10 protein-coding genes are annotated in these 12,683 nt (G+C 62.6%); 4 read left to right on the top strand and 6 right to left on the bottom strand.

Annotated elements, in window-relative coordinates; genetic code table 11:
• Positions 1 to 522: 522 nt before the first annotated feature.
• Entirely contained in the window at positions 523 to 891 is a 369-nt protein-coding gene (gene yajC, locus JSS27_16345) for a preprotein translocase subunit YajC (GenBank protein ID MBS0210515.1), read from the top strand.
• Between the two features lie 117 nt (positions 892 to 1,008).
• On the top strand, positions 1,009 to 4,509 hold the full coding sequence (gene secD / locus JSS27_16340; GenBank protein MBS0210514.1) for a protein translocase subunit SecD: 3,501 nt from the start codon (positions 1,009 to 1,011) through the stop codon (positions 4,507 to 4,509).
• A gap of 227 nt (positions 4,510 to 4,736) precedes the next feature.
• Here the strand turns inward: secD and JSS27_16335 are convergent, their stop codons facing one another.
• From JSS27_16335 to JSS27_16310, 6 genes are all read right to left on the bottom strand, one after another.
• Positions 4,737 to 5,117, bottom strand: coding sequence for a response regulator (locus JSS27_16335; protein ID MBS0210513.1), 381 nt, complete (start codon positions 5,115 to 5,117; stop codon positions 4,737 to 4,739).
• A gap of 19 nt (positions 5,118 to 5,136) precedes the next feature.
• Positions 5,137 to 6,192, bottom strand: a complete 1,056-nt coding sequence (gene sppA, locus JSS27_16330) for a signal peptide peptidase SppA (GenBank protein MBS0210512.1) — start codon at positions 6,190 to 6,192, stop codon at positions 5,137 to 5,139.
• Positions 6,193 to 6,360: 168 nt separating this feature from the next.
• Positions 6,361 to 8,430: a hypothetical protein gene (locus tag JSS27_16325; GenBank protein MBS0210511.1), complete on the bottom strand. Its 2,070-nt coding sequence runs from the start codon at positions 8,428 to 8,430 to the stop codon at positions 6,361 to 6,363.
• Positions 8,431 to 8,522: 92 nt separating this feature from the next.
• Entirely contained in the window at positions 8,523 to 8,720 is a 198-nt protein-coding gene (locus JSS27_16320) for a hypothetical protein (GenBank protein MBS0210510.1), read from the bottom strand.
• Positions 8,721 to 8,777: 57 nt separating this feature from the next.
• Entirely contained in the window at positions 8,778 to 9,443 is a 666-nt protein-coding gene (locus JSS27_16315) for a hypothetical protein (protein ID MBS0210509.1), read from the bottom strand.
• 147 nt (positions 9,444 to 9,590) lie between these two features.
• A complete protein-coding gene (locus tag JSS27_16310; GenBank protein MBS0210508.1) occupies positions 9,591 to 10,409 on the bottom strand; it encodes an AAA family ATPase in 819 nt (272 codons plus the stop codon).
• A 177-nt stretch (positions 10,410 to 10,586) separates the two neighbouring features.
• Here JSS27_16310 and JSS27_16305 point away from each other — a divergent pair, with 177 nt between their 5' ends.
• Positions 10,587 to 11,282: a 16S rRNA (uracil(1498)-N(3))-methyltransferase gene (locus JSS27_16305; GenBank protein MBS0210507.1), complete on the top strand. Its 696-nt coding sequence runs from the start codon at positions 10,587 to 10,589 to the stop codon at positions 11,280 to 11,282.
• A gap of 131 nt (positions 11,283 to 11,413) precedes the next feature.
• Complete coding sequence (locus JSS27_16300) at positions 11,414 to 12,667, top strand: glycosyltransferase (GenBank protein MBS0210506.1); 1,254 nt, start codon at positions 11,414 to 11,416, stop codon at positions 12,665 to 12,667.
• The last annotated feature ends 16 nt before the right edge of the window (positions 12,668 to 12,683 follow it).

Raw genomic sequence — 12,683 nt, 5'->3', positions numbered from 1 at the left:
TTATTAAGACTGACAGAGGACTAGGTCGGGGCATCTTAACCGGCTTGCCCAGTTTTGAGAATGCGGGGGGTAGCCCGGTTTCGAGCCGATTTTGGCCGCCGAAGCGCGTCGGGAAACGAACCCAACGGAGATCGCTTGCCCGCCGAGACAATCGACTCGATCGCGTGGTCCAAGCCACGGGCCTGACGGTGCTTTTCGGGGCGCTGGGCGGCGGGGGTGTTTGTGCCCTTGTCCGTTATGCCGCTTGATTTTATGATACTTGGCTACCTTTTCGACGCAGCTTGTCCGTGGCCGGATGCCGGCGGTCAAATGCGGGGGGCCAGAGAGACCAGTTAAGGCGACCGGCGGGGGCTGCCAGCGACCGCTGGCAAGCGCGCCGCGCCGTTGCTTGACGGCTACCTGCGCGGCAGGTGCTGGCCTCGTACCCGGTCGCGGCGACTACATCGCCGAAGGCGGTATCCGAGCGCCGTCCCTACGGGGTCGTCGACCAACACACGAAACACGTCCGAGGAAGTGAAGTTGATGAACGATTTGATCCCGAGCCTGATTCTGTTCGCCGAGGAAGAAGCCACCGCGGGTGGCGCCGGCATGGTCCAGATGTTGACCATGTTCCTGCCGCTGATCCTGTTGTGGGTGTTGTTGATCGAAGGTCCGCGGCGCAAGCAGGCCCGGCAGCGCGACGAGTTGCTGAAGAACCTGAAGAAGAACGACCGCGTGGTGACGTCGGGGGGCATCTTCGGCGTGGTCACCAACGTGCAAACCGACAGCAACGAAGTCACCATCCGCGTTGACGAAGCGACCAACACCAAGATTCGCGTGCTGCTTAGCTCGATCGATCGAGTGCTGGCCGAAACGGAAGAAGCCAGCAGCGAAACCAAGGAATCGAAATAGGTTGCCGCGTTGTCCTGCTCGGCCGTCGCATCGCATTCGACACGCCATCAAATCACAACAAGCCAATCGCCGCCGCGGCCTGTGCCCGGTGGGCTAAGTCCGCAGAGGAGTATCGAGATGTTCGGTTTGCTACGGAAGCATCGCTGGTTGACTTTCGCCGCTTTGGCGCTGTGCGCGTTGATGATCGCGCCGGGTCTTTCAAGTTCGTTGGTCGATGGCCCCATGGCCGCGCGGGCGCAAGCCCCCGACGCAGCCCCCGCTCCGGCCGTTCCTTCGCCGACCGCGCCGGCTCCAACGGCCCCCGCGGGTGCCACCCCCAGCGATCAGGCCGTCGCCGATCTGGCGAAGGACGCCACGGCAACCGTCGATGTGGCCAAGTTGATGAAGAAGTTCGCCATTGCGGTCGGTTTGATCGTCGGCTCACTGGTCGTCGGCCACTGGCTGGCCAAGTACGTCAAGCTGCCCGATCAGGGGCTGCGGATGTCGGTGATCTTGTTCGCCATTACGGCATCGACGGTGGTCACGGCGTTGGGCTGGCCGCCCAAGCTGGGCATCGACCTGAGCGGTGGCGTGATTCTGATCTATGACATTCTCCCCCCCGAGGGCCAGACCAAGGTCGATCGCGAGTTGGTCGACAAAGTGGTCGGCGCCGTCAGCAAACGCGTCAACCCGGGCGGCGTGAACGAAGTCAGCATCCGCCCCTATGGCGCCAGCCAGATCGAAATCATCATCCCCGAGGCGAACCCCGCCGACTTGGACTACATCAAGGCCAAGATCGTCACCTCGGGCGCGCTCGAATTCCGTATTGTGGCCGACAGCCGCAACGACGGCGACATCATCAGCCGGGCTACCAATCCCGACGAAGTCGATATCAAAGACATCGACAGCGAACGCAAGATCGCCCGCTGGGTGCCGTTTGAAAAGGAAGAGACCGCGGCCCAGTTTCTGTCCGGAGGAGGCTCGCGGTTCTTCGCGGTTCGCCAGCGGAACAACCGAACCGAGATTCTGATGCTGCTCGACGACCAGAACGTCAAGGGGGACTACCTCCGCAACGCCACGGCCGGCCACAGCGAAAAGGGAGAACGAGCGGTCCACTTCTCGTTCGACCAGCAAGGGGCGAACCTGTTCTTCGAGTTGACCAGCGCCAACCTGCCGCGCGGCGATATTCTGCGCCACCTGGGCATCGTGCTCGACAATCAACTGATCAGCGCCCCGACGATTCGCTCGGCCATCAGCGGCCAAGGCGAAATCACCGGCGGCTTCAACGAGAAAGAAACTCAACTGCTGGCCGAGGTTCTTACGGCGGGCCGCTTGCCGGCCGCGCTCAGCAAGAGCCCCAGCACCGAAATGGTGATCGGCCCCACCCTGGGCCAGGACATGATCGAGAAGGGGGTCAAGTCGATGCTCGTTTCGACGGGTGTGGTCGTGATCTTCATGCTGATTTACTACCGCTTCGCCGGGTTCGTGGCGAATCTGGCCGTGGTGCTCAACATGTTGATCTCAATCGCGATCATGATGAGCGTCCACGCGGCGTTCACCCTGTCGGGACTGGCCGGGCTGGCCCTGACCGTGGGCATGGCCGTCGACGCGAACGTGCTCATCTACGAGCGCATGCGCGAGGAGCTGGCCCGCGGCGCCACCTTGCGAATGGCCATTCGCAACGGCTTTGAGCGGGCCTCGACGACGATCATCGACGCCAACGTCACCACGCTGATCTCGGCCGTGGTGCTGTACTACATCGGCACCGACCAGGTGAAGGGTTTTGCCGTGACGCTGATCATCGGCCTGGTCGCCAATCTGTTCACCGCCATCACCGTGTCGCGGGCGATCTTCGACGCTTGTGAACGCAAGCGTTGGGTCACCAACCTGCGGATGATGCAAATGCTCAGCAACGCGAACTTCGATTTCATCGGCAAACGCGTGCCGGCGTTCGCCCTGAGCGCCATCATCATCGCGATCGGCATGATCGGCGTGTACACCCGCGGGCGCGGCTTGTTGGATATCGACTTCACCGGCGGCGTGTCGGTCGAGTTGCTGTTTGACAAGGATCATCCACACGCGATCGAACTGGTGCGCCAGACGCTCGACGATGACCGGAGCCGCGCCGACAAGGCCGGCGAGCCCGATCCGTTCCCGGACGTGACGGTGCAAGACGTGACCGTTACGGGTGATCCCGCGAACATCCGCTTTCTGGTGATTACATCGGAGACGAACGAGCAACGGGTCGAGCATTCGTTGCAAAAGCTGTTCCAGGGTCAACTGGCGTTCAACCAGATGACCGTCAAGCCGGCAGCGAAGCCGGCCGAGAAGCAAGGCGCTGCCGCCGCGCGGCCCAAGGCCTACCAAGGGGCCAACTGGCGGTGGCTCGAATTGTGGCCGACCGCGCTGGTGGCGAACCTGGCCGACGAAAAGGAAGCCCCAGCCAAGCCGGCAGAGGCCGACAAGACGCCCGCCGCCGAGGCGAAGAAGGCGGCTGAAACGCCCAAGGCCGATGACAAGAAGCCGGCCGACGCGCCGAAGGCTGCTGATGCCCCTAAGGCTAACGACAAGAAGCCCGAGGCGGCTAAACCGCCAGCGAGCGCACCGGCTGCTGACGAGAAGAAGCCGGCTGCCACGACTCCTGCGGCAACTACTACTCCAGCGTCTCCCGCGGCAACAGATCCGACCGCTGAACCCAAGAAGCCCGTTGCGGCGGCCGATCGGTTTGCCGGCAAGTACAGCGCCGAGTTGACCTTCACCGAGTCAATCTCGCGCAAGGCGCTTGGCGAACTGTTCGCGGCCGCCTTGCCGACCGAGCCGAATGTTCCAGCCGACGATGCCGAGGAACAGGCCAAGGCGAAGCTCTTGCGAGTCGAACTGGTCGGTACCACCTCGGGTCTAAGCGAAGACCGGGGCCAGAAGGAATGGAAAGTCCGACTCGACGTGCCGAACGATCAGGCCCCCAAGATCATGGCGGACGTCAGCCGTCGCTTGGCCGCCGAGCCTTACTTCCCCTCGTCAAACGAAGTCGGCGCCGCGGTGGCCGGCCAGACGCAACAGCAAGCCATTGCCGCCTTGTTGGCCAGTATGGTGCTGATTGTGATCTACGTCTGGTTCCGCTTTTCGCAGATCATGTTCGGCATCGCGGCCTTGCTGGCCCTGGTGCATGACGTGCTGGTGACGCTGGGGGCGTTGGCCTTGAGCGCTTACCTGGCGCCGTACCTGGGCTTTGCCCTAGTCGATCCGTTCAAGATCAACCTGCCGATCATCGGCGCGTTCTTGACGATTATCGGTTACTCGCTGAACGATACGATCGTGATCTTCGACCGCATTCGCGAGATTCGCGGCAAGAGCCCGGACGTGTCGCCTGAGTTGGTCAACTTGAGCATCAACCAGACGCTGAGCCGGACGTTGCTCACGTCGTTCACCGTGTTTCTGGTCGTGGTCATTCTGTACCTGATCGGCGGGCAGGGGATTCACGGCTTTGCCTTCGCCCTGGTGATCGGCACGATCTCGGGAACGTACAGCACGGTCTACATCGCCACGCCGGTGCTGATCTGGTTGAACCGCAAGTCAGGTTCCAGCACGGCCAGCGGCGGCGGACAGCAAGTTCGCAACCAGCCGGCCGGGGCACGATGATCGCGCGAGCGATTAGCGGTTAGCTATTAGCCAAACCAAAAGAGCCCGGAGTCAGCGCTGACTCCGGGCTCTTTGTTTTGCTAGAGCGATTCTCGACTTCCATAAGAGTCAACGGGTGCCATGCTCAAGCCCTTAAGGCTTGAGCATGTCTGGTACGCGCTTCACATGCTCAAACAAGAAGTTTGAGCATGGCACCCGACATACAGTTCCCAGAACCGCGCTAATCGCTATTTTTCCAAATACTTCCTCAGCCGCTCGTGCGTCTCGGGTTGGCTCAGCTCGGCTTTGCCAAAGCCTGGCGCGCCACCGGCGGCGACGCTGGCCTGTTGATGCTCGGCATAGTTGGTGACCAGCATCACCGGCACCGCGGCAATACGCGGATCGGCCTTGATCTGCTTGAGAATCTCGATGCCGTCGGTGTAATCGGCGTCGAGCTTGCGATTGATCAGCACCAGGTCGAAATGGCCGCCGGTCAGCGCGGCCAGCGTGTCCTCGGGGCCGTGCGTCTGTACCACTTCGGCGCCGAAGGTTCCTTCGACCAGTCGGCGGATCGCGGCATGGTCCGGCACGCATTGCCCGACGTCAAGCACCCGCTTTTTGTCACTCATCGCTTTAACTCCTCAACACTTATTCCGTCGCGGCTGGCCAGGCAAAGATGTACCAGCCCCGCGGCGTCGACATGTCGAGCAGCAGCTTCAGCGACGGCTCGCGCAGGCTGGCCTGCGACTGGGCGAAGAGGCCGCTGAACAGGTGGAACGGCTCTTTGTATTTGACGACTTTGACCCGGTCCTTATTCAAGCCCCCCAGATCGATCACGCGCTGGATGGCGTCCTCGATGAAGCCTTCCTTGTCGATCAAGCCCGACGCCAGCGCCTGGCCGGTCGTGAAGACCTGGCCCGTGGCCACCTTGTCGAGTTCCTCGGGATGCTCGCGGAACCGCTTCCGGCCCGATTGGACGATCTTCTTGAAGCGGGCAAAGCTGTCGTCGACCAGCGATTGGAAGATCGCCTTTTCCTGTGGCGTCATTTCCTTGAGCGGGCTCCCCATCGCCTTCAGCTCGTGGCTTTTGATTGAATCTTCCTTAAAGTCGAACTTCTTGGCCAGGCCCGAAGCGTCGTAGTGTGGAATCACCACGCCGATCGAACCGGTCCAGCAAGTCGGCTCGGCATAGATCACGTCGGCCTCGTCGCCGACGGCCATCGAGACGTAATAGCCGCCGCTGGCCGCGATGCCCCCCATGCTGACCACGAAGGGAATCTTCTTTTCCTGCTTCAGCTTCACCAGGTGGTGATAGATGTAATCGCTGCCGGTCACGGTGCCGCCGGGGGAATCAACACGGATCACGATTCCTTTCACATTCTTGTCGGCCAGGGCGTGGTCAATTTGATGCTTGACGAAACCTTCGCCGCTGAAAATCGCCCCCTCGACCGAGATGATGGCGATCTTCTGCGTGGCTGTCTTCGAGAGGGAGTGATAGTGTTCTTCGACGTGCCCCTCGCCGCTCGACGACGAAACGCCCGAGACCAGGGCGCTGAACATCAGCATGACCATCAGCCCCATGCTCCCCAGCACGATCAGCACGAAGAACAAGCCCCATCGCGAGCGTCGTCGTGGCGGTGGGTAGCCGGCGACTTGGGCGTGAACGACTTCCGGCCTGCTCGATCCTTGATCAGACGAACTCATCGCAAAACCTTCCTGTGGAAAGAGGAGACGGCATGTTCGTGGTTTACACCAAGCCGGTGGCTTTGCCACCGTAATCGGCGGCCGAGCCGCCGGCTTGGAGTTGGCGAGCCAATTAACTCATCAGCATGGCACAATTAGAGCATGACGAGTATTTGCGTTTGGCGCCCCTTACTTGGTCGGCGTCGGCTCGGTGCTGAAGTATAGCTGGTCGAGGCGTTGTTTGCCCGAGCGGGCGTAATACTCGACCAGGGCCATCCGCAACTCGCGCGGCGAAAGCTCCTGGCGATCCCACTTGCCGGCCAGTTCGGCGTGCCGTTGACGATAGGTGCGAGTCGCCGCCAACTGGGACTCGGTCGCGCCGCGCCGCCGCGCCGTTTCGACCGAGCCCGAGCGAATTGCCTCGCGGGCCTTGGAGTATTCCGCGCTGCTGCCAAAGGCGACTTCGTCGAGCGTTTCGACCACGGCCGCCGCCTTGGCCGCGGCCACCAGGTCCATGTCAGCGCTCACCCCCACGGCGCGGGCCAGCGCCTGGGTCAGCGTGGAATTGCCGCTCGACGCCTGGGCCACCTTCAGCCGCAAGGTATCAAACAGATCAAGTGTGGGACGAATCGCCTGCGTGTCCATCTGCTGGGCAAAGTGATCGAAGATTCCTTCTTCGATTTCCCGCGCGGGGTCGTACATTGGTTCGCGCGAGCCGACCAGCGACAACTTGGTCGAGAAAAAAGCGCCGGTGGGCGAGATGAAGTCCTCGCCGATCGACATACCCAGCTTTTTCAAGTTCTCTTGGGTCTTACCGCCAGCCGCCCCTTCGGAGAATGGAAAGAACGCTTCGCGCGGCTCGGTCGATTGCAACGCGCACAGCAGCAGCAAACCGGCGCAATAGGTCTGAATCTTGCGCCCCTTCAGCGGCGTCTGACGCAGTTCGGTCACGCGCTCGGTGCGAAAGTTCAAATCGAACTCGACCTGGCTGCCGATCACATCGTTCGCCGCCTGCCCCATTGCCTCGGCCACTTTGGCGTCGGGATGACGCAGGAACGCATGGTGCAGCGTCCGTTCCAGGTACACTTCGACATTGGTGGCGGGCATGGTTTCGCCGCGCTCGGGCATGTCGACGATCACCATCCGCGCGATGCCGTCGTCGCCACGTTCGAGCGTCACCACGCCGACGTGCGTGAACAAACCCGGCGACAGATCGGTGAACAGGTTGTACGGCGAAGGGTTCCGCATCAGCAGCCAGTCGCCGGGTTGCAACTCGTAGCCGGCTACTTTGAACGTCGACTCGGTCACGCCGCGGGCCACGCGCTCGTCGAGCCAGGTTTTCAGCGCCTCGTACCGCTGGTACTGCGAAGCCGTCAATTGCCGCGTGCCCAACGTCGCCAGCCGCACCTGCAACTGGTTGGGCGTAATGGCTGGCTTGGGCAAATCCTTGGGCGTGTCGGCCCTGGGCTCCTGGGGCAAGCCAAGCTTCCGGATCGTCTCGGCCGTGGCCAACAACATACCCGCCGACAGGTTCTCCTCGTTCAGCACTTGCACCACGTTGGGCAACAAGGCCGTCGCTTGGGCCGCTACAATCAGTTGCAATACCTTCTCACGGGTCGAATCACTGGCGCGCGTCGACGTGGCGGCCGCGGCGCGCTGGCGCAGGGGGCCTGGGGCCGGCGCCGCGGGGGCTGTCGGCTGCAGGTAAACCGCGGCCACGCCGGCGCCGACGGTGCTGCGATATTCGATCAACAAGTCGAGCAACTGGGCCTGGCGCTGGGGTGTGTCGGCCCAGCGAACGGCGAAATTATTCAGCATGTCGTGCTGTGAATAGCGCAACCGACCGCTCAGGTCGATCAGCACTGACGTTGCCCGCAGATAGCGGCGGACGCGATCCTTGGCGTTCGGCTCGTCTTTACGCGCGGCCAGCTTGGTGCGGCGGGCCAGCGCATCGGCCAGCCAGCCATCGACCCGCTTTTTTACGCCCAACAGCCGGCGCGTCGTCGCCAGCGCTTCTTCGTACGATTGCACGCCGTTGAACGTCCCCAGGTTCGCGCACCAGCGTTCAATCGACTGGGACGCGCGGGTCAGCTCGGCCGATAGTTCTTTACGGTCGTCGAGCGCGTCGTCCGACGCCCGCGGCTCGACATATTCGAGCCATTGCTGCAAGCCGTCGTTGTACTTGGCCGACGGCGCGGCGGGCACGACGGTTTGCGGCACTCGCGGCCCTTGCGCAACGGCGGCCGTGACCAGCAACACAACAAGCAGAGGGGCGACAATCAACACCGCCGAAGCGCGGCGCAAAGAGAAACGAGAGTGATCAGCGCCGACGTGAAAACGATGGTTCCAGGTCATGTCATCCACGAGGCGGCCTGCACCACCGCCAGAATGATCCCCAAGAAGGTCAACACCCAACCGCCAAAGCGGACGGCCCCGCGCCAGATCGTGTCCATCGACTCGGCTCGGGTCGCGGAATAAACCAGCGACACCGAAACGATCAGCGGGATCGCGTACCAAAGATCGTTGATCGTGACCGGTTCGGGAGTCATCAGCGTCGGCGCCTTGGGGAGAAACTCTTTTGTGTCTTACTTCGCTGCGCGCGTCGATCAGCTTTTCGGCTTGTCCGACTCGTCATCAGGGGGCTTGCGCTCGGGCATCGGCTCGTTCCACGCCGGCCCGGCAAAGGCATCGTAAATGACCAGAATGTTCAACAAACCTGCCACCATGGTGAACAGCGTTCCCAGGTCAAAGTACCGGTGCAGTCGCTTGTGCAGGTCGTCCAACTCGTCGGGCACGTTCTGCAAGTCTTGCGACCAAGCCAGCGGCGGTGCCATGAACCAATCGGTCAGCCGGGCGCGCGGCAAGTTGGCCTTGGCTTCTTGCCCCTTCGAAGGACTTTTGAAGGCGTCGACCTGGTTAGTCCAATAGGCATTCGTAGCGCTGAACCGTCGGCTTTGCAGCACGGCCGGAATCGCCGGCAAGCCGACGCCCGCCTGACAGAAAAACTGCCAGCGCTGATCGTGAGGCGTCCACTGGGCATAGACGACACGCCCGCCCCCCAGATACATGCCCCAGATAAACGTCGTGCTGATGCAGAGGAAGTAGAGCACCGCCTTGGCCCGGCGGCCCTGATACCAGTGTCCCAGGCCCGGAATCAGCCAGGCCAAAAACGCGGCCCAAGCCCGGTTCTTCAGATCGATGACTTCGCCGTCGGGTCCGCGTACGTGCGAAGCGTCGACCGGGGCAGGGGCGTTGGACGTGGCTTTGGGCACAATCGAATCCTTGAAGACAGCTCGGCCCGTCGTTGCGGGCACCTGCACGAGCATTGTATGGATCGGCCGCTTGAATGCCAGAGCAGCTTGCTGCGCCACGGGTTACGACCAAATGGCGGCCCTGCTAACGCCGGCCTTGGCACCGGCTTAAGCTGGCAGCGGCGAAGGGGCCGGAATGCCCAGCTCGGCCACCACGGTTTCGACCGTGTGTTCGTCGACCAGCTTCAGACGCTGGCCCGCCCCAGCCGCCAGCGACAGATGCACCAGATGCTGTACCCGGCGTGGGTTGCCCAATGTCAAATCGTACAGCCTTTCGACCGCGGCGGGTTCAAAAGCCGGTGCTTGCCGGCCACCGCGAGCAAGTGTCGCTTGGACAAAGCCGTGTGTGTCGGCCAGGTCCCACGGCAGCAACTCGACGCGCAGCTCGATTAGCTCGAGCAACCGCCGACCCAGCGCGCCCAGGTGGTGTGCATGGGCCGAAGCGATGACCGTCAGTTGCAGGCCAATCGTCTGGGCCAGCGCAATCAGCCGTGCCACGTACGCCATCAGCGACAAATCGGCCTCGTCCAAGTCGTCGAGCAACAGCACCACTTCGCGGCGCTGATAGTGCCACTCGGCAGCGCGGTCACCGATCGCTTGCCACAGCCGCGCCGTTGACCAATCGGCATCAGGATTTAATGACCAGGCCTGGGCCAACTGACAAACCAGGTCGTCGGGACCAAGACCGCCCGCAGCCAGTCGCGTGACCACACACCCCGGCTTGCGGAATTCGGCTGCCGCGACGGCCAGCAGATATGACTTGCCTGCGCCCCAGTCACCATAGACGAGGCCCAACCGGCAATGCTGTTCAACCAGGAAGTGCAGCCGCGCGAGCGCCTCTAGGTGGCTGGCGCCGCGGTAGAAGCCCGTCGGGTCGAGCGACTCGCCAGCCAGGCGCGGCTTCAGGCCCCAATAGGTTTCGTACATGGCTGGCTTCCGCGGAGACATCGCCGGTGGGAGGGAATCGACCCGAGCGGTTTGAACACAGCCCGGTAATCTCTAGAATCGGCAATCAGTCGGCCGCGGCGTTACATTTTACCAAAGTCGGCCGATTAGCCCCGTTGGACTGCGAAACTGGTCAAACTGCCCAAGGCTGGCGAGTCTATGACAGCACGCTATTACGTCGAACAGCCCATCGAAACGGACGTAGCCGTTTTGACCGCGACCGAGGCGCACCATTTGCTCCATGTGATGCGTGGTCGCGCGGGCGACGAGGTCACGCTGTTCGACGGTCAAGGCTTTGAATTCCTCGCTCGAGTCACGCGTTGCGGCCGGCACGAGGTCGAACTGGCTGTCGTCGAGCGGCGTGAGGTGAACCGCGAACTGAGCAGACGACTGGTCGCTGCCGTGGCCTTGCCCAAAGGGGATCGCCAGCAGTGGCTGGTCGAAAAGCTGGTCGAGTTGGGCGTGGCGGAGTTGATTCCCTTGCAGACGGAACGAAGCGTGGCCGAGCCAGGAACCAAAGCGCTCGAACGCTTGCGGCGCGGCGTGATCGAGGCGTCGAAGCAATGTGGCCGCAATCGCTTGATGCAAATCGGCGAGCCGCGTGCGTGGAGGCGATATGTCGCAGAGGCGACGACAGGTTGCCGGTTGTTGGCTCACCCGGGCCATCAATCCGCGGACATGAGTATTGTTAGCAGCCAGCTAGCGGTTCAATTTGCCGTTGGCCCGGAAGGGGGCTTCACCGACGAGGAAGCAAACCTGGCGGCTGGCGCAGGCTGGCAGCCGGTTTCACTGGGCGAAAGAATCCTACGTGTCGAGACGGCGGCGGTGGCGCTGGCCGCGCGCTTAAGTCTTTGAGCGGCCAATGCCAAGTGGCAATGGCCAAGGCCCCCCTGGCAGAAACAACATGAAATGATTCAGATAATGGCGTGTGGCGATGGCTCGCGCGTTGAAGCCGCGAGCGTTTAGCACGCTTGGTTCTCGAGCTGATGACACTCCAACTGATCGACTTTTTGGGCCTGGGCTGGTGCTTCGTGGCGGGAGGCGTGATTTACCACGTCATTGCGCTGACGGCGATGCGCCTGCGCGCCAAGGCCGATCGTTCGACCCTCGCACACCGACACGACCCGATGGCCGAACCGCACGGCGTAACCGTGCTCAAGCCGCTGTGCGGCTGCGACGAGGAGTTGGAACAGAACCTCACCAGCTTTGCCCAGCAGTCGTGGCGACCGATGCAGATTCTACTGGGCGCGGCCGATGCGCACGATCCGGCGCTGGCCGTGGCGCGCCGTGTCGCCGAGCGCTTTCCCGCAGTCGACATCCAGGTGATTTGCGAGCCAACGCTGGACTATGCCAACCCCAAGGTGCAAGTCCTCGAGATGCTGTCTCGGCACGCCAAATATGGTTTTATTATGATCAGTGACAGCAACGTGCAGGCCGAGCCCGACGATTTGGGCAGCCTGATGACGGTCGCCGCCGACCCGAACATCGGGCTGGTCTATCAACGAGTCGTGGGCGTGGGGGAACAATCGGTCTGGGCCGCGCTCGAAAATCTAAAGCTCAGCGACTTTGCCGGTGCCGGGATCACGGCCCTCAAGCATGTCATCGGCGCCGACGCCGTGATGGGCAAGGGGATGTTGCTCCGCCGCGAAGCGCTCGACAGCATTGGCGGTTGGCCGGCCGTGGCCGATGTGGCCGCCGAGGACTATGTATTGGGCCAGTCCTTGCACAAGGCGGGCTGGCTGGTCGAGTTGGCCCCCGTTGCCGCGCGCACCGTACACGTCCGCTGGTCGTGGTCGGGATTCTGGAATCGCGCGGTTCGCCACGCCGCCTTGCGCTTCCGCTTGTCCCCCTGGACATTTCCGCTCGAATTGCTGCTGATCAACCCGGTCTCGCTGACATTCGCCATGATGATGTGCGTGGGGCTGAGCGTGCTGCCGGCGTTTCTCGCGGCCTGCCTCGTGCGGATTGTGGCCGACACGATCGTGCTGCGTTGGCTGCGCGGCACGGCCATGCGACCGGCCTTCATGCTGCTGGCGCCGGTCAAAGACTTGCTGCTGGCCGCTAGTTGGTTCCGCGCGCTGTTTGTCCAGCAAATTGGCTGGCGCGGCACGATGATGCGCTTGGGCTGGGGCACGCGGCTCAGCCAGACCGGCAGCCCGTTCGAGCGCGAGCTGGAACACACCGAAGTGCATGGCCTGCGCGGTCCCAGTCGGCAAGAAGGGCGCACCACGCGAATTTGAGCTGAGTTGATCTACG

The sequence above is a fragment of the Planctomycetota bacterium genome (assembly GCA_018242585.1).
Lineage (GTDB): Bacteria > Planctomycetota > Planctomycetia > Pirellulales > PNKZ01 > JAFEBQ01.
The sequence above is the reverse complement of the archived record's forward strand: the minus strand, read 5'-3'. Positions and strand labels throughout refer to the sequence as shown.